The 19,764-nt window shown below is 44.0% G+C and carries 11 protein-coding genes; 4 read left to right on the top strand and 7 right to left on the bottom strand.

The window, feature by feature from the left end; genetic code table 11:
- Positions 1 to 127: 127 nt before the first annotated feature.
- The 7 genes from L1076_RS17885 to L1076_RS17855 all read right to left on the bottom strand — a co-directional run bounded on the left by L1076_RS17885 (position 128) and on the right by L1076_RS17855 (position 12,379).
- Entirely contained in the window at positions 128 to 4,969 is a 4,842-nt protein-coding gene (locus tag L1076_RS17885) for an NAD-glutamate dehydrogenase (protein ID WP_104034529.1), read from the bottom strand.
- 199 nt (positions 4,970 to 5,168) lie between these two features.
- Entirely contained in the window at positions 5,169 to 5,387 is a 219-nt protein-coding gene (locus tag L1076_RS17880) for a DUF2835 domain-containing protein (protein ID WP_078607003.1), read from the bottom strand.
- 66 nt (positions 5,388 to 5,453) lie between these two features.
- Entirely contained in the window at positions 5,454 to 8,060 is a 2,607-nt protein-coding gene (gene pepN, locus L1076_RS17875; protein WP_237304192.1) for an aminopeptidase N, read from the bottom strand.
- Between the two features lie 232 nt (positions 8,061 to 8,292).
- Positions 8,293 to 8,958 (bottom strand): hypothetical protein, encoded by a 666-nt coding sequence (locus L1076_RS17870; RefSeq protein ID WP_054757164.1) that lies wholly within the window; start codon positions 8,956 to 8,958, stop codon positions 8,293 to 8,295.
- A gap of 210 nt (positions 8,959 to 9,168) precedes the next feature.
- Positions 9,169 to 11,163 carry a carboxy terminal-processing peptidase gene (gene prc / locus L1076_RS17865; protein ID WP_005440088.1) on the bottom strand — a complete coding sequence of 665 codons (1,995 nt, stop codon included), beginning with the start codon at positions 11,161 to 11,163 and terminating at the stop codon, positions 9,169 to 9,171.
- Positions 11,164 to 11,180: 17 nt separating this feature from the next.
- On the bottom strand, positions 11,181 to 11,807 hold the full coding sequence (gene proQ / locus L1076_RS17860) for an RNA chaperone ProQ (protein ID WP_038872990.1): 627 nt from the start codon (positions 11,805 to 11,807) through the stop codon (positions 11,181 to 11,183).
- 98 nt (positions 11,808 to 11,905) lie between these two features.
- On the bottom strand, positions 11,906 to 12,379 hold the full coding sequence (locus tag L1076_RS17855; protein WP_038881975.1) for a GAF domain-containing protein: 474 nt from the start codon (positions 12,377 to 12,379) through the stop codon (positions 11,906 to 11,908).
- A 92-nt stretch (positions 12,380 to 12,471) separates the two neighbouring features.
- Here L1076_RS17855 and L1076_RS17850 point away from each other — a divergent pair, with 92 nt between their 5' ends.
- From L1076_RS17850 to rsmF, 4 genes are all read left to right on the top strand, one after another.
- The gene (locus L1076_RS17850) at positions 12,472 to 14,268 is read left to right on the top strand and encodes an ABC transporter ATP-binding protein (protein WP_045420910.1); all 1,797 of its coding nucleotides are present in this window, start codon (positions 12,472 to 12,474) and stop codon (positions 14,266 to 14,268) included.
- A gap of 24 nt (positions 14,269 to 14,292) precedes the next feature.
- The gene (locus L1076_RS17845; protein WP_038872999.1) at positions 14,293 to 15,540 is read left to right on the top strand and encodes a paraquat-inducible protein A; all 1,248 of its coding nucleotides are present in this window, start codon (positions 14,293 to 14,295) and stop codon (positions 15,538 to 15,540) included.
- Entirely contained in the window at positions 15,533 to 18,187 is a 2,655-nt protein-coding gene (locus L1076_RS17840; protein WP_237304191.1) for an MlaD family protein, read from the top strand. The genes L1076_RS17845 and L1076_RS17840 overlap by 8 nt, the downstream gene beginning before the upstream one ends.
- A gap of 132 nt (positions 18,188 to 18,319) precedes the next feature.
- Complete coding sequence (rsmF, locus tag L1076_RS17835; RefSeq protein WP_237304190.1) at positions 18,320 to 19,756, top strand: 16S rRNA (cytosine(1407)-C(5))-methyltransferase RsmF; 1,437 nt, start codon at positions 18,320 to 18,322, stop codon at positions 19,754 to 19,756.
- Positions 19,757 to 19,764 lie beyond the last annotated feature (8 nt).

The following is a 19,764-nucleotide window of genomic DNA, read 5'->3' as shown; positions in this document are numbered from 1 at the left end:
AAGCAAACGATTTCACGCCATGAAAACTTAAACTCTACGTTACATTGTCACTAATATTTGTGGTTTAGATTGCTTTAAGCATTAAAAAGCCTCGCATTTGCGAGGCCTTTATCTGAGTCAACTTACCCTATTCGTTCGAGGAACAATTTAGGTTAAGCAAAACCAACTCTCGAAGTGCTACTGAGAACTTCGCAAACTCATGAACTGAACCGACTTTAAATTCGTTTAGAATACTCTCCCAACGATGTAAAGACAGCTCATTCGTTGACATCCAATCCTCTAACGCTTGAATCACATCAAGATCTTCGCTTGAACAACCACAAGTCAACACTTGAGCCGTCAACTGACGTTGTTGCCAGTCTAGATCTTCACGGAATGCCGCTCGCGCCAATGCCTGCCAATTATTATCAACGGCTTGGCTATTGATTTGCTTCAAGAACCAGTGAAGTGATAAACGGTCACCCAAGTTAAAGTACAACTTCGAAGCTTGCTCTACTGTTTTACCTGTTTCGCTTGCTACTGTTGAAATATCCAGTGCTGATTGTAAGCTTGATAGACGAGCAACATGATGTGCTAGCTTCTCTTCTACTCCGCGTTCAACCCACTTCTTCGCAAGTTCGTTGTGCTCTTCTACTTCAGACTCAACTAGCATGGTGTCTAGTGTTTCAGTGATAGTGTGAACATCGTCTTTATACAAAGCAACCAACTCAGTCACTGTGCTCTTACTGCTACGATTACGTAGTAACCAGCGAGAGATACGACGCAGTGCACGGCGTACGTAGAACATGATTTCGTACTGTGCTTCCGCTGTTGCAACGTTATCTAGAGCACGGGTTTGCTTGAGGATATCTTCCAATCCGAAGATTTCACGGGTTGCACTGTAAGCATTTGCGATATCAACTACACTCGCGCCCGTTTCTTCTTGAAGACGAGTCACGAAATTACAGCCCATTTCATTAACCATTTGGTTAGCTAACGCCGTCGCGATGATTTCTGCACGCAGCGGGTGGTTCACCATTTGATCTTTGTAGTTACGGCGTAACTCACTTGGGAAGTAAGCAACTAATTGTTTCCCATGGAATTCATCATTCGCAATCTCGTCAGCAACGAGTTGCTCTTTTAGAACCATCTTGCCGTAAGCAACCAACACTGAAAGCTCGGGACGCGTCAGACCAAGACCTTGTTTTTCGCGTTCAATCAGTGTTTCGTCGTCAGGAATGTATTCAAGTGCACGATCCAAGTACCCAGCTTTCTCCATCGTATGGATAAAGCGGATTTGCTCTTTAACAATGCCAACACCTTGCTGCTCGGTCACTGAAATCGATTCAGATTGACGGTAAGCATCGTCCAAAACAATTTCGCCGACTTCGTCTTCCATTGATTCAAGAATCAGGTTGCGTTGTTTAACCGTTAAATCACCATTTGATACAAGGCCGTTCAAGAAGATCTTAATGTTCACTTCGTTATCTGAACAATCTACACCACCAACGTTATCCACAAAGTCGGTATTTACACGTCCACCTGTGGTTGCGTACTCGATACGACCAAGCTGAGTCATACCTAAGTTACCGCCTTCACCAACGACTTTCGCTTTTAAATCACGTCCGTCGATACGGAGCACGTCGTTTGCACGGTCACCAACATCGGTATGCGTTTCGCTAGATGCTTTAACGTAAGTACCGATACCACCATTCCAAAGTAGATCCACTTCCATTTGTAAGATCATCTTAATCAGATCGTTTGGCGGCAAAGATGCTTTCTTCGTGCCCAACATCTTTTGGATTTCTGGTGTTAATTGGATCGATTTAGAGCGACGAGAGAAAATACCACCGCCCTTCGAGATCAAATCCGCGTTGTAGTCTTCCCAGCTTGATCGAGGGAGGTTGAATAAGCGATCACGCTCTACCCAACTGGTAGCAGAGTCAGGATTCGGGTCAATGAAAATGTGCATGTGGTTAAACGCAGCTTGTAAGCGAATGTGCTTAGAGAGCAACATGCCGTTACCAAATACGTCCCCAGCCATATCACCGACACCAATAGCCGTAAAATCAGTGGTTTGACAGTTGATACCCATTTCTCGGAAGTGACGTTTTACCGACTCCCAACCACCTTTCGCAGTGATACCCATTGCTTTGTGGTCGTAACCATTAGAGCCACCTGATGCAAACGCATCACCTAGCCAGAAGTTATACTCGTTAGATACAGAGTTTGCCAAGTCAGAGAAAGTTGCAGTGCCTTTATCGGCTGCAACAACCAAGTATGGATCGTCCTCATCATGACGCACGACACTCTTCGGCGGAATGACTTCACCTTCGATGATGTTATCGGAAACATCCAATAGTGCGCGGATGAAGCGTTTATAACAACGCTGACCTTCGGCAAAAATTTCATCACGGTTAGTTAGAGTGTGCTGACGTTTACATACGAAGCCACCTTTTGCTCCCACTGGAACAATCACCGTGTTTTTAACTTGTTGAGCTTTGACCAGACCAAGAATCTCAGTACGGAAGTCTTCTTGACGGTCTGACCAACGCAGACCACCACGCGCGACTTTACCGCCACGTAGGTGAACACCCTCGATATCCGGTGCGTACACGAAGATTTCAAACGCAGGCACTGGCTGAGGAATGTCAGGGATTTCGCTTGGCTTCATCTTCAATGATAACCAAGGTTTTGGCTGCTTATCTTCGTCTAACTGGTAATAGTTCGTACGTAGCGTTGCTGTGATCATTTCCATATAACGACGGATAATACGATCATCATCTAGGCTTTCAACGCGATCCAATTGCTCGGTTATTTTCTTGATAAGATCGTTCTGACCTTTCTCACTACCCTTGTGTTTTGGATCGAATCGCTTAGCAAATAGATTCACCAAACCTGTTGCTAAATCAGGGTAATGGCTCAGGGTATCTTCAATATATTGTTGACTAAATGGGAAGCCAACTTGGCGCATGTAGCGAGCGTATGCACGAAGAATAGAAATTTCACGACCAGACAGTGAAGCGCCTAGCAACAAACGGTTGAAACCATCACTCTCTAAATTACCTGCCCAAATCGCCGCGAATGCTTGCTGGAAACGATCTCGAGCTTCACGAAGATCAACGGTCTTGTCGCTCTTATGTAGCATTGAGAAATCAAGGATCCAGAACGTTTGACCGTTGTTGGTTTCGATCTCATATGGAGATTCGCCGATCACACGTAGGCCTAGGTTTTCCAACATTGGCATAACGTCAGATAGGTGAATTGGCTCGTTGCGGTGGTAAAGCTTTAAGCGAACCGCTTTAGATTCTGCCGCTTCTTCTTGCGGACGGTAGAACAGCATGCCCAGTTTGTTGTCATCGCTTAACGCTTCTAGACGTTCGATGTCTGCAACCGCAGAACCAGGCATCATGTCTTCTTTGTATGAACGAGGGAACGCGCTCATGTATTCTTTTGAAAGAGGAAGACCTTTACTCTCACCGAAGTTAGCAATGATGGATTCTTTTAGGCGGTCATCCCATGAAGTCGATACTTCCATTAAGTTCTGCTCAATCTTTTTCACGTCTACGTCAATGTTGTTGTTGTCTACACGAACGATGTAATGGGTTCTTGCCAACGGACTTTCAGAGAAGAAAGTCGTAAATTCAACCTCTTGCTCGCAGCCAAAGTACTGCTTAAGAATGCGTTGAGTTTGGCGACGTAGTTCGGTGTTGTAACGATCTTTTGTCACATAAACCATGCAGCTAAAGAAACGCCCAAAAGGGTCTTTACGAACAAATAGACGTAACAAGTCACGGTCTTGCATTTGCACGACGCCCATCCCCACTTCTAATAGCTCTTCTTCACGAGCTTGAAGTAGTTCATCACGAGGGTAGTTTTCTAGGATGTTGTGCAGCGCTTTGTACGAGTACGATCCATTGCGATATCCACTCGCTTCTAGAATACGATCCACTTTCTCGCGAATCAGGGGAATGCTTTGTACGGCTTGATTGTATACCGCAGAAGTGTATAGACCAGTAAAGCGATGCTCACCGACTACTTTGCCATTCTCATCGAATTTTTTAACACCAATGTAGTCAGTGTATGCTGGACGGTGAATACGTGATGCTTGATTGCCCTTAGTGATGATCAGCGCGTAAGGTTTTTTCGCTTCAAGGCGCGCAGAGTCTGACAGCTCAGAAAGCTTGATGCTGCGAACGCGACTGTCATCAGCAAACATGCCAAGGCCTTTCTCTTTCACCGGCTGAAGCTCAGTATCACCATTGACACTGACAAGATCATATTCCTTATACCCCATGAAGGTGAAGTTATGATCCCCTAACCAGCGTAGGTATTCGATCGTTTCATCTAAACGATCTGTTTTCATTGAAACACGATCTTTATTCTTCTCAAGGTCGTTGGTGACGATCTTAAGTTTTTCAACCATTTGCTTCCAGTCATCAACGACTAAGCGCGTGTCAGACAAGATAGTGAGCAGCTCATTTTTTAACGCTTGCATTTCATCTTTACTGGTTAAGCGATCAACTTCGATGTGGAATAGAGATTGAAGGACGCCGCCTTCACCATTAATGTCTGTCACTTGCCCTTTCTTATCGCGTTCTAGTTGCGTTGGGTTGTTAAGCATTAAGTGAGAGACAAGATCGAGTCGCGTTAGCGCCATCTTGATGGAATCCACCAAAAATGGGCTATCTGGAACAACAATTTCAACAATAGTGTGAGTCGATTGCCAACCTTGGCGGCTGACTGCTGGGTTAAATACCCTTACAGAGATGTCTTCTGGTTTCTTTTCATTGACGTGATGCCACAGACTAACCACGGCACCATAAAGGTCGGATTCGTTTCGCTGAATCAAGTCATCATCAGCAATGTTACTAAATAAGTGTTGAGCAAGTTTAGTTACAAGCGGTTGGTGAGAAAGCTCGAGTTTGTCTTGAATTAGTTGGTATACCTTTTCAAGCAGAACCGGCACTACATTTTCACGCGCGGTCATATTCACACTCCACATTAGAATTGTTGTTTTGTAGGGGGACTTAACTTCGGGTTTTAGCCTCGAAACTAAGCATAGGTAATGCATACACTTATTGTAAAAGCATAATTACAAATGTTTAACAAAAATTCGCAGTGGTAAGAGGTGAAATGTTTGATTATGTGACTAAGATTCCTGTTTAACTCACTAGGAATATCAGGCATCACAGAGTTTCTAACTTTAGAAACTTATTATTTTGGTCAGTTGTGAGTCTAAAACGACCTCTAACGCCTAATTGACTAAGAAATGGTCTAAATTTTGATGCATCTAGTTGCACTCTTAAACCATTGTCAGTAATGACTTGTACCGAACTAGCGGCACCGGAATAGTGTGAAAGAAATGTTTGATAAGAGATATTGAGAGAGAAGTAATACTGGTTCATTAGAATGGATTATTGTCAGAACAAAAAACTAGGGTGACCTTAACGACCACCCTATTCTTTTGTCGATTATTCGTCTAGTGCTTTAGTCACTTTTTCGAATAGGTCTTTCGCTAAATTGTCCATCGCTTTAAGCTTTTCAAGCTCTGCACGGATAAGCGCTTGGCGGCCTTCATCGTATTTACGGAACTTCAATAGAGGATCGATCATACGAGACGCCACTTGTGGGTTGGTATCGTTCAACTGACGAAGGATCTCACCAGCAAACTGGTAGCCAGAGCCTGATTTATCATGGAAGCGCACAGGGTTTGCGTTTAAGAAAGAACCAATCAAGCTACGCGTACGGTTCGGGTTCTTCAAGCTAAATGCTTCGTGGCTCATGGTTTCTTTCACTTTCTCAAGTGCGTTTTCAACCGGGTTGCTGCCCTGAAGAACAAACCATTTGTCCATAACCAGACCATCGTGCTTCCACTTGTCACTGTAGTCCGCCATTAGGGCTTCACGACATGCAAGTTGCGCATTGTTCGCTGCACTCATTGCCGCGATCGTGTCTGTCATGTTGTTTGATGACTCGTATTGCGCTTTCGCTAGTTCATTACCCTTCTCAGTATGAGCGAGGAACTGCAGACATTGGTTACGCAAAGCTCGTTTACCAATAGCGTCGTGGTCAATGCTGTACTCTGCTTGGTTCAATGCATGGTAAGTAGCACTCAGTTCATCTTCTAGTTCTTTAGAAAGTGACACTGTAATGTTATTCAGTACTGTATCTACCGCATCAATATCAATCTGCTTATACCAACCGGTGATTTCGTTAATTGAAGGTAAAGACAGAACTTGTGCGATAAACGCTGGCTCAAGATTCGCATCAAGTAACACGCCACGGAATGCATCGATTAAGTCTTCTGATAGCTTAACCTCATCACCCGCTTGAACGTTAGTTACGTTTTGACGAATGTACTTCGCTAGCAGCATTTGGCTTGCATCCCAACGAGCAAAATCGTTTGTTGCGTGCTTCATCAAGAAGATCAGTTCATCATCGCTGTAATCGTATTCCAATTTAACCGGTGCAGAGAACTCACGAAGCAATGATGGCACTGGTTGTTCTGCAACGTTTTCGAATACGAAAGTCTGTTTGTCTTGCTTCACGTCCAGAACGTTGTGTACGGATTCACCGTTGATAACCAGTGGAATCACGTCACCGTTTTGCGCGTATAGCTCAATATCGAATGGAATATGTAGCGATTGTTTTTCTGATTGGTCGTGCGTTGCTTCAGTAAATTGCTCAACCGTTAGTGCGTAAGTTTTTGCTTCCGCATTGAATTCACTGTTTACACGAAGTGTTGGCGTGCCAGACTGGCTGTACCATAAACGGAATTGCTTAAGGTCAACGCCCGTTGCGTCTTCCATTGCAGAAACGAAATCTTCACACGTTGCTGCAGTACCATCATGACGGTCGAAGTACAGTTTCATGCCTTTTTGGAAACCTTCTTCGCCAAGTAGCGTATGATACATGCGGATCACTTCGCTGCCCTTTTCGTACACGGTTAGCGTGTAGAAGTTATTCATTTCAATAACTTTATCCGGACGAATTGGATGCGACATTGGGCTTGAATCTTCCGCGAATTGAGGACCGCGGATAATGCGAACGTTGTCGATGCGGTTTACTGCACGTGAACCAAGATCAGATGAGAACTCTTGATCGCGGAACACCGTTAGGCCCTCTTTCAAACTCAGCTGGAACCAGTCACGACAAGTAACACGGTTACCCGTCCAGTTGTGGAAGTATTCGTGACCGATTACCGCCTCAATACCAAGGTATTCACGGTCAGTCGCGGTTTTTTCATTCGCAAGGACAAACTTCGAGTTGAAGATGTTTAGACCTTTGTTTTCCATCGCGCCCATGTTGAAGAAATCAACGGCCACGATCATGTAAATATCTAGATCATACTCAAGACCAAAGCGGTCTTCATCCCACTTCATTGAGTTGATAAGTGAAGTTATCGCATGACCAGCACGATCTAGGTTGCCTTTGTCGACAAAGATTTCTAGGTCTACTTCACGACCTGATGTGGTTGTGTATTTGTCACGTAGTACATCAAAATCACCGGCTACCAACGCAAACAAGTAAGCTGGTTTTGGGTGTGGGTCTTGCCATTGAACCCAATGACGACCATTTTCTGCCTCACCTTCAGCGACGCGGTTACCATTGCTCAATAGGTATGGATACACGGCTTTGTCTGCGATCACTTTTGTTGTGTATTTCGCAAGAACGTCTGGACGGTCTAGGTAGTAAGTAATGCGACGGAAGCCTTCTGCTTCACACTGCGTACAGAACGCACCACCTGATTTGTAAAGACCTTCAAGTGCCGTGCTTGCTGCTGGGTCGATTTTAGTAATGATTTCTAAATCAAATTCCGCAGGCAAATTGGTAATAACTAAAGAGGCTTCTTTTACTTCATGATGAGCCCAATCTTCACCATTTACTTTTACGGAACGAAGCTCTAGCCCTTCACCGTCTAATTCTAAAGTTGTTGATTCGCCCTTTTGAACTACTTTTGATACTGCGGTCACGATAGTGTCGTTGTCGTAAAGATCAAACGTTAAATCGATATCAATAATCGCATGCGAAGGCGCTTGATAGTCTTTGCGATATTTTGCTTGGGGAGCTTGAGACATGTCCATAAATCCTTGTATATAGAACCACAAAAATACCAGGACCGGAGGCTCAAACACCTCACACTGGTATCACGATATAAGCTATTTGTAGGGGTTGTGGTATCAGAATACAAGTCTTTCTATAAAAAAACGGAGCTTTTAGTGGCTTAGCTCCGCTTTCTGTTTAACATTTAATCAACATCAGAATATTTCACTATTAATAAACCAGCGTGAAATAATGGAAATGAATCATTTAGGGTGTGACTCGATTGAGTACCGCGTACATCTCTCCACTAGAATCCTCAATAGTAAGCTCGTTTTGGTTCAGCTTATAGCGCGTACCATGCTCACCGTTTTCGTACAAAAGGACTAGGTGTTCACCCTCGGTATAAAAGACACCCTGTTTCACTGATTCTTCTCCGGATTCATTAGCGACACGGAACATAAAGACAAAATCAGGCTGGAGGATAAGGTCCATTTGGTTGATGTTGTTCGCCAACATACCGTCTCCTGCAACATGAGAGCTTGACCAAATACCAGCTAGTGCGTTGGAGAGTCCTTTGGTAAAAGTCACACCGTTTAGGTCAAGTGTGTTGTGGTTGTTTTGATAGGCGTAGATTTGAGGTTCATCTGTGTTTAACCCAAGAACAATGGTGTCCTCATTAGCGTTATATAGTCCTTCCCAATGATCGATAGAATAGTCTTTCTTTTGGATATCTATTGAGAAAGTATAATTAGAACCAAGTGTCAGTTTGATTGCGCGAAAATTCTCCGCTGAATCCTCAGGGTTTGGGTTCATTAAGTACCAATCCCCTATGAGAAAAGGAGTATCAAAGTGACTGAGTTCGTCTTCTTTGTTGGTTTCCGCACTAGAAACGCTATAGCAGCAAAAGCTAAGTAAAATAATGAACCATTTCATAACGGTATCCTTATCGTTTTCTTTTAGCTTAGGCTTTAGATCTCACTTTCGCGAAATATTTGATCTACATCACGTAAATTGTTTAAGAAAATTAAGCGCAGAATTAACTCATTTGCAGTGAATACTCCTAGCGAAAAGCGCATAAAAAAAGAGCGAATCGCTATGACTCGCTCTTAATACACAGAATTGTTAGTCATTATGACTGAATTATTAGCTTTTCAGCATATCGACCATAACAGCAACGGATTCATCTAGATAAACGTCTGGTGCTTCGTAATCTTTTGGCACATCATCAAGCGTTTTGAATGGTTCTTTACCCATTGCAGCTTGACGTTCATTGATGCGCTCTAGACGTAGAGCCTCGGCTTTATCCGATTCATCTTCACGAACTTTCTCGTTAAGAGACAATAAGTTATCGTCTTTCTCTTTACGGTACTTCTCGATATCTTCTTTGATGAAGCGGAATTCCATTTCATCTGCGATACGTTTGTTGTGAAGTTCAGTCAGTTGAGTTACAAGTGCGTCGTTACTTGGGAACGTCTGATATTTTGCTTTATCAATGCTATCCCAAGGCAGCGCGTTATCTTCAACACTTTCACCTGTTTCGCTTGGCTCAACTGGCGTTGGATAAGCGATGTCTGGTGCAACACCACGGTTCTGAGTACTGCCACCATCAATGCGGTAGAACTTCTGAATCGTGTATTGAACATAACCAAGCTCTTTATCGAAAAGATCGTAGATATGGTTCAGTGAACGATGTTGCTGAACGGTACCCTTGCCGAAAGAGTTTTCGCCAAGAATAATCGCACGGTTATAATCCTGCATTGCTGCCGCAAAGATCTCAGACGCTGAAGCACTGTAACGGTTGATCAATACAGTTAGCGGGCCGTCATAACTTATTTGGCCATCGGTATCTGCATTTACCTTGATGCGTCCGTAGCTATCACGAACTTGAACAACCGGGCCCTCTTTAATAAAGAGACCGGTTAAAGCGGTTGCTTCTGTCAGTGCACCACCACCGTTGTTTCGTAAATCAACGATCACGCCATCAACGTTCTTGGCTTTTAGTTCAGCAAGCAGTTTGTCTGTATCTTTCGAGAGACCAACGTAGAAGCTTGGAACTTCAAGAACACCAATCTTTTTACCGTCTTTTTCGATGATTTCAGATTTAACCGCGCGGTCTTCTAAGCGAACTTTGTCACGAACAATAGTGACAACGTAACTCTTTGCATCTTTGCCTTCTGGCAAGACTTGTAGGTTAACTTTGGTTCCCTTAGGGCCTTTGATTAACTGAACGACGTCATCAAGACGCCAACCAATGACATCGACAACTTCTTCGCCATCTTGACCAACACCGATGATGCGGTCACCCTCGCCCAACTGTTTGCTCTTAGAAGCAGGACCGCCGGCAACCAAAGATCGAATCACTGTGTAGTCATCGGTCATTTGAAGTACGGCACCAATACCTTCAAGAGACAAATTCATCTCTGATTGGAATTGTTCTGCATTTCGAGGAGACAAGTAGCTAGTGTGCGGATCAACTTCACGAGCGAAAGCATTCATGTAAAGTTGGAAAGCATCTTCGTTGCGAGTTTGCGTAATGCGTTTCATCGCGTTGTTGTAACGCTTCTCTAAAACCTCTTTGATTTCTGGCCATTCTTTACCAGTCATTTTAAGGTTTAGAGCATCGTACTTAACACGTTTGCGCCATAACTCATTTAGCTCGGCTTCGTTTTTAGGCCATGCGGCTTCAGAACGATCCAGTTCGATAGATTCGTCAGTATCAAACTTGATTTCTTTATCGAGTAGAGTCAGTGCGTAGGCAAAACGGTCAAAACGCTTCTGCATCGAAAGGTTATAAACATCAAATGCAATCTTGTTGTTGCCAGCTTTAAGCTGATCATCAAGGCTAATTGACCAATCTTTGAAAGAATCGATATCGGCTTGAGTAAAAATATTTCTATTGTAATCAAGCATTTCTACATAGCGTTCGAAGATCGCTTTGGAGAAATCATCATTCAGATTGAAGTGCTTATAATGAGAGCGGGTAAATCGAGAAGTCACTCGTTTGCTGGCTGTTTCATGCTGAACTTCAGGAGCAAGAACCGGCAAATCATCTTTGTTTAGTTTGGCTTCTAGAGCCTGAGCTGATGCTGCTAGCCAGAAGCTAGCAGCAATCAGTGTCACTTTTGAACGGCAATTCATGCGTAGGAGTATCTCCCTTATGCGCGCAAGTGCTCCGCTTTCACAACCATTTGTAGGCCGTTAGCAAGTTGAACACGTACATCTTCCTTATTGACTTCAACAATGGTCGCTGCCATGTTTCCTTTACCCATGTTCACGTTTACTGCATTGCCGATTGTGATTTCATCAGCGTTTAGCGCGCGTGTTTCAACAGGCTTACTTTCTTTTTGTACTTTTGGTTTGTTAGTACGACGAGGCTGTTGTGGCTTTTTAGCCGCAGGTTTCGCTTTCGCCTTACCCTCTTCACGAGCTTTTTGTGCTTGTTCTTTACGACGAGCCTGAACTTTCGCTTTGCTTTCAGCTAGTGTTGCTTTTGCGTGTTCTACGTGTTCTTCCTCTAGCTCACCACATGGGTTGCCATCTAGATCAACACGTACTGCACCTGGTTTTACACCGTGTAGGTAACGCCATGATGAAGTGTACTGTCTTAACGCTGCACGAAGCTGAGTTTTGCTTACTTTTTCGTCTTCATTTAGACGTTCCGCAAGATCTTGAAAAATACCAATTTTCAGAGGCTTTGCTTCACCTTCTAAAGTAAAGCACTTAGGGAAACATTCAGCAATGTATGCGATAACTTCTTTGCTGTTTTTTAACTTTTCAGTCATGAGGGTTCCTGGTTTGAGCGGATTTCCGCGAAGCATTAAGAAAAAATATTCTCGTATTATAGTGACATGCCAAGGAAAAACCACACTAGAGGACGAATTTATGCGTCGTTAGCGTGCGAATTAAGCAGCTTTTCTACTTCTGACATAAAATGAGTGAGTCCTTCTTCGTCTGTTTCATCGAATCGGCCGATATTTGGGCTATCAATATCCAATACGCCAGCCACTTCTCCATTGATAGTAAAAGGAATAACAATTTCCGAATTACTCGCAGCATCACAGGCAATGTGACCTTCAAACTCATGAACGTCGTATACTCTTTGTACGGTATTAGTTTGAGCAGCTGTACCACAAACACCACGCCCCATTGGGATACGAACGCAAGCAGGTTTGCCTTGAAATGGCCCAAGTACCAGTTCATTTCCTTTTTTAAGGTAAAAACCCGCCCAGTTGAGCTCGTCAAGCTCCATAAATAGTAGTGAGCTGATGTTGGCAAGGTTCGCGACGTAGTCTTTTTCTGACTCGATCAGCGCTACGGCTTGTTTGGTAAGTCTTTGGTATTGTTCTATGTTCATATTAACTTCCTACTTTTTATTTAGGCTTCCATTCTTACAGTATGGCGCTACAATGCAGCCCTACTTTTTAATAGGACTTATTCTCAATTACAATGAATCCGAAAAACGACACTATTAGCCGTTCTTGGTTGATAACACAAGTCAAAAAGCACAAGTCCAAGTTGATTGTGGCGAACTTGATTGCTGTTCTTGCAACCTTGATTAGTGTTCCAATCCCTCTTCTTATGCCTTTAATGGTGGATGAAGTCTTATTGGACAAACCGGCATCAGGCCTTGCGGCAATGAATGCAGTCTTACCTGAAACGTGGCATACACCGACGGGATATATTTTCTTTACTCTCTTTTTGGTTGTGCTCATGCGGGCGGGCAGTCAAGCGTTCAATATTCTTCAGAGCCGACAATTTACTTTAGTCTCCAAAACCATCACGTTTGAAATGCGAAGTAAAATGATCGACAAACTCGGTCGCATCAGTATTCGACAATACGAGACAAAAGGCAGCGGTGGCATCAATGCTCACCTTATCACCGACATTGAGACTATTGATAAATTCATTGGTTCTACGTTAGCTAAATTTGTTATCAGTTTTCTAACGGTGATTGGTACCGCCATTGTCCTTCTATGGCTCGACTGGCGTCTCGGCCTCTTTATTCTTTTGGTTAACCCTATCGTTATCTACTTCTCTCGCAAACTGGGGAGCATGGTTAAACACCTAAAACGTAAGGAAAACCATTCATTCGAAATCTTCCAGAATCGATTAGTCGAAACGCTAGATGGTATCTATCAATTACGCGCAGCAAACAAAGAGCGCGAATTTCTACAGCAATTGAAGAACAACGCTGACCAAGTTCGTATTGATGCGGACAAGTATGCATGGCAATCCGAAGCCGCGGGTCGAGTTTCTTTCCTCTTATTTTTAATTGGCTTTGAGCTGTTCCGTGCTGTTGCGATGTTAATGGTGATGTTCAGTGACCTCACCATTGGTCAAATCTTCGCAGTATTCGGTTACCTTTGGTTTATGCTCTCTCCTGTCCAGGAACTACTGGGTATCCAATTCTCTTGGTATAGCGCAAAAGCCGCACTAAAACGCATTAACGACCTATTAGAATTGGAAGAAGAACATAGACCTGTCTCTAAGGTAAATCCTTTCAAAGAAAATAAAGAAGTTGATGTGAAAATCGAACATGTTGATTTTTCATACAATAATGAAAACAAAGTGTTGGACGATCTCTCGTTACACATCCCAGCTGGTAAGAAAGTAGCCTTGGTCGGTGCAAGTGGTGGTGGTAAATCGACGCTGATTCAGCTGTTGATTGGTGTATACAGACAAAACGCAGGTTCAATCCGTTTTAATGATGAACTGACAGACGACATTAGCTTTGAAGTGATACGCGACAAAATTGCCGTGGTTTTACAACAACCTATACTATTTAATGACTCGTTGAGGCATAATCTGACCCTCGGTGGGGATTTTGACGAAATGTCATTGTGGCGCGCTCTAGAAGTTGCGCAGTTGCAAGATGTAATTTCTCAACTAAACCACGGTTTGGATACGCAAATCGGACGCAATGGTATTCGCCTATCTGGGGGCCAACGTCAACGTTTAGCTATTGCACGAATGGTGTTGAGTAATCCACAATTTGTTATCCTAGATGAAGCAACGTCTGCATTGGATACCGCAACTGAAGCGGCTCTTCATAAGGCGTTAACTGAATTCTTACGTGGTAGAACGACACTAATCGTCGCGCACCGCTTATCTGCCGTTAAGCAAGCTGATTTGATTTATGTGCTTGAGGACGGAAGAGTGACGCAAACAGGAACCCATGGTGAGCTTGTTGAGCAAGAAGGCTTATATCAAACCCTATACGGGGGCATTCAGTCCCACGCTTAAACCATTCTTAGTGGAGAGGTCGTTGTGACCTCTCTGTCTAAACATGCGTCGCAACCCAATAATGTTCGCTTATGCCAAGGTTGCGAGTTACCTGTCGATATTGTCGATTTACCTAATCGAAGAAATGCGCACTGCCCACGCTGCGGTACTGAGTTGTATCGAGGTGGCAGTCCAAGCTTGTCTGGTAATCTTGCTATCGCGGTTACCTGCATTCTCCTGTTCATCCCTTCACATTTTTTTAATTTCATCAGCATTCGTCTGTTCGGTGTAATGATACCGGCAACACTGCCATCTGGGATGATTACGCTGTTTCAAGAAGGCTTTGTCCTTCTTTCTATCTTAATTCTGTTTTGCAGCTCCCTCGCCCCACTCATCGTATGCAGCTCTGTCGTAACCGCACATTGGTCATTACACAAGCGTTGGTTTAAAGGACTTAGGGTTTCACTGTGGCTAATCCAACACCTTAAACATTGGGTCATGCTGGATGTATTTTTGGTCAGTATTGCAATCTCCTGTTTCAAGCTTCAGGACTACTCTGACATTTTCGTCGGACCAGGATTGATCGGCCTCGTACTACTGCAAATCTTCACTGTTTTGTTGATTTCTCGTATTAGCGTCCGTCGCTACTGGGAGTCATGGCAGTCTGAGACGAGCTATGACTTTGAACACAAGGACGTACATTGTCACGAGTGTCACCTTTCTCAACCAGAAGGTGATAAATGCCGCCGTTGTAATCATGCGCTTTACCATCGTAAGCCAAATTCAATCCAAAAAACTTGGGCTTACCTAATCGCAGCAACCATTGCTATTTTTCCGGCGAACCTAATCCCTATCTCTATCTTGCTTACGAACGGCAAACGTTTAGAAGATACGATATTTTCGGGCGTTGCTGGTTTAGTCAAAAATGGGATGTACGGTATCGCAGTGATCATTTTTGTTGCCAGTATTGTCGTACCTGTGGCAAAAATCCTTGGTCTCACCTACATCTTGCTATGTATAAAATTTAAACGTTCGGTGTTTCGAAGACAGCGAATGATGGTTTACTTTGCAGTAAAGTGGATCGGTAAATGGTCCGTGATGGATTTGTTTGTTATCTCTATCATGATGACATTGGTCGATCGTGGACAAATTCTCGATTTCACACCAGGCTACGGTGCGGTAGCGTTTGGTGTAGTTGTCGTTCTTACAATGCTCGCCGCGGAGAGCATTGATCCAAGGCTTATCTGGGACCAAGCCCCAAAACAATCAGAAAAAGAGTCAATTAATGAGTGATCAGAACAGTTCTCAAACGTCATACAAGCCAGAGATAAAGAGGAGTAAAGGCATTTCTCCTCTTTGGCTCCTGCCGATCTTGACGATGATTTTAGCCGGTTGGCTAGTCGTTAAGTCCATTCATGACGCTGGACAGCGGGTACAAATCCACTTCTCTGATGCAGCCGGTTTAATTGCTGGCCGTACGACGATTCGCTATCAAGGCTTGGAAGTGGGTATGGTACGCGACATCAACTTGTCTGAGGATTTAGGCAGCATTTATGTCGATGCAGACATTTACCCAGAAGCAACCAAATTGCTTAATGAGAAAACACGCTTTTGGCTCGTTAAACCGACCGCAAGTTTAACTGGTGTATCTGGGTTAGATGCTCTTGTCTCCGGTAACTACATTTCTATCCAACCGGGTGACAGTAAAGAGTTTGAAACGTCGTTCCACGCACTTGACTCCGCACCGACTGATCTTCGCGTCACTCAAGGGCTCAATATCAAACTAAAAAGTCGTGACTTAGGCGGCGTTTCTATTGGTTCTCAGATTGTTTATAAAAAAATCCCTATTGGTGAAGTTTACAGCTACCAATTAAACGAAGATGCGAAATCCATTACGATCCAAGCCAACATTCAGGATCAATACCGACACATCATCAACAACCGCAGTCGTTTTTGGAATGTGAGTGGTATTGGTGCAAGCATCGGTTTTGAAGGCGTTGATGTCCGCCTAGAAAGCATGAGCGCCCTACTTGGGGGTGCGATCGCGGTCGACTCACCAGACGATGGTGAGCCAGTCGAAGATTATAAAGAATTTCGTTTATATAAAGACCTTAAAACCGCAGGCCGTGGTATCGCAATCAAAATTGCCCTTCCAGATGACAACAAAATCAGCGCTGAAGGTGCTCCGATCATGTATCGTGGGATTGAAGTCGGCCAAGTCACGGATTTAAACCTATCTGAAGGTCGTGAGGTCATTCTTGCTTCTGCTGCAATCCAACCCGCATTCAGTGACATGCTTACCTCTGGTACACGTTTTGTTCTTGAAGAAGCAAAAGTATCACTTTCTGGTGTCGAAAATATCGCTAACCTTGTTCGTGGCAATTTCTTAACCATCGTTCCAGGTGAAGGTGAACGTGCACGTCAGTTTACTGCTATTCGTAAAAACGTCTTTAATCAGCAGCAGGAGAAATCGATAGCGATTCGCCTTGTTTCGGATAACTCATTCGGCTTAGATAGCGGTGCAAACGTCCTCTACAAAGGCATTGTTGTGGGTTCAATCATTAAAGTAGGGCTACTCGATGAAGAGAAAGCTCAGCAAGCGAATCATGAAGTTTTCATGGATGTGTTGATTGATCAAGAATACAAACACCTCATCAAATCCAACAACCGCTTCTATGTAACAGGCAGTGCATCGGCCGAGCTCACCGAATCGGGCCTCAGTGTGACGGTCCCACCGGCCAAACAACTGTTAACAGGTTCAATCAGCTTTGTTAGCCAAGGTGCGGAAAAGATTCAAAAAGAGTACCAGCTATTCCAAAGTGAATCTTTAGCTGAATTAGCGCAATACAACCAGAGTGGTTCGAAAACGCTTAACTTATTTGCTTCTGAGTTGCCTCCGATTTCGAAAGGCAGTCCTCTGCTCTACCGAAATCTGCCCGTGGGCAGCGTGTCTGATTTCAATTTAGTCGATGGTGGTGTCATCGTAAAAGCAACGATTGAAAACCGCTACGCACATCTGATTACGGCTCAAACCGTATTTTGGAATCGCTCAGGCGTTGAGGTCGACGCTTCACTTGCTGGAATCACCGTTAAGGCACACCCGCTTAAATCCTTAATTAAAGGTGGTATCGCGTTCGATTCAATTCCAGGTATTGAGAACAAAATTGGCCAACGCTGGAAGCTCTATCAAGATCAAAAGCAAGCGCGTAAGTTTGGACGTGTCATCGCTTTGGAAACAGACGGTTCTCAGGAAGTAAGCAAAGGGATGCCAATCAAATACCAAGGTGTCAAAGTCGGTGAAGTCACTTTAGTGGTCCCTAACTTCCGCCGAGAAATGGTTGAAGTGACTGCCCGTATTTTACCTGAATATGTGGAAGACATTGCCGTTACCGGGTCACACTTTTGGCTAACTGAGCCAGAAATTGGCTTAGGCGGCGTTAAAAACCTAGGCGCATTAGTGTCTAAATCCATTAGCGTGGAACCGGGCCAAGGTGCAGCAGCATTCAAATTTGATCTAGAGAAAGGTAATGCGCGCTCACAAGGGATGCGTTTTACCTTACAAAGTGAACAGCGTGGCTCAGTGCAGATTGGCACCCCTATCCTATACCGTCAAATGGAAGTTGGTCAGGTAACGGATGTGCATTTAGGAGAATTCGCTGATCGTGTGATTACCCAGATTGAAATTCAGCCAGAATATGCCTACCTAGTTCGTCAGAACAGTGTATTCTGGAACGTGTCTGGCGTTGATGTTTCGATTGGTTTAGGTGGAGCAAACATTAAAGCAGGTACAATTGATAGCCTTGTACGTGGTGGTATCGCTTTCTCAACACCAGAGCAATCTCAAATTCCACCAGCAGCAAAAAAAGGTCACTCTTTCTACTTGTACCCTCAAGCTGAAGAGAGTTGGTTGGAATGGCGCACAGCAATCCCCAAACCATGATTCATAGATAACCAAGATAGACTAAAGAGCAGCAATCGCTGCTCTTTTTTATTACCGTAGCCTTTGTGGCTATTCGTTTCTAACCCAGTTTCGTATATCATTTGCAGCAAATTCTGCAATCGAGATTCCACTTTGCATCCTAATGTTTACATCCCAGAAGCATTTCTGGAAAAAATCAAAACTATTCTTCCTGCTCACCTCAACATGGATGACTTCCTAGCGTCGTGCCAAAAGCCGTTGCGCAAGAGTATTCGCGTTAATACGTTGAAAGTCAGCGTAGAAGCGTTTTTAGAGCGAGCAAAGGCAAAAGGTTGGAAGTTATCTCCTGTACCCTGGTGTGAGACTGGTTTTTGGATCGAAGCAGATGAATCGCTCGTACCATTAGGCAATACCGCAGAACACATGTCTGGGTTGTTTTATATTCAAGAAGCCAGCTCAATGATGCCGGTATCCGCCTTATTCATGAATGAAGAATCGTATGACGCAGTGCTCGATACCGCTGCGGCTCCGGGCTCTAAAACAACTCAAATAGCTGCCTTAATGAACAATGAAGGCGTTTTGGTCGCGAATGAATACGCGGCAAGTCGTGTAAAAGTGCTACACGCAAACATCGAACGTTGTGGTGTGCGTAACGCAGCATTAAGTAACTTCGACGGTCGTGTGTTTGGTGGCTGGCTACCAGAACAATTTGATGCCGTTCTGTTAGACGCACCATGTTCCGGTGAAGGCACCGTGCGTAAAGATGAAGACGCAATGAAGAACTGGACGCAAACATCAGTCATTGAAATTGCAGACACTCAAAAAGATTTGATCGAAAGTGCGTTCCACGCTCTTAAACCCGGCGGCGTGATGGTTTATTCAACCTGCACGTTGAGCACGGAAGAAAACCAACAAGTTTGCCATCATCTTAAAGAAACATTTGGTGACGCGGTTGAATTCGAGAGCTTAAAAGATCTGTTTAATAATGCCGAGGCGGCGTTGACTGAAGAAGGCTTCTTGCACATCTTCCCTCAAGTGTATGACTGTGAGGGTTTCTTTGTTGCACGTATACGTAAGCTTGCTGCCGTAGAAGCACCAAAAGTCAAAAAACGCATGGGTAAATTCCCATTTGTTAAAGCGTCTAACAAAGAATCCACTGATATCGCTAACCAGCTTCAAAGCGCAATGGAAATCAAGTTACCTGAAGACAGTACGGTTTGGATTCGTGATAAAGATGTGTGGCTTTTCCCAGACGCACTAGAGCCGATGATTGGCGAACTGCGTTTCTCTCGCATGGGTATCAAGATTGCCGAAGCGCATAAGAATGGCTACCGTTGGCAACACCAAGTTGCGACAGCTCTGGCAACCTGTAATGAAAGTAATGCTATTGAACTAACCATCGAAGAAGCGCGTGAATGGTATATGGGTCGCGATGTTCGCCCTCAAAACATTCCAGCTGAAATGAAGACAGGTAAAGGCGAAGTTCTTGTGAAGTACGAAGGTGCCATTATTGGCCTTGGGAAATGGGTAAGCAACCGCATCAAAAACGGTCTTCCACGCGAATTAGTGCGAGATAAGAACTTATTTTAGTAGCAAAG

Origin of the sequence: Vibrio sp. MMG023 (genome assembly GCF_021654215.1) — a bacterium.
GTDB classification, from domain to species: domain Bacteria; phylum Pseudomonadota; class Gammaproteobacteria; order Enterobacterales; family Vibrionaceae; genus Vibrio; species Vibrio jasicida.
This window is presented reverse-complemented; position numbering and strand designations above follow the sequence as displayed.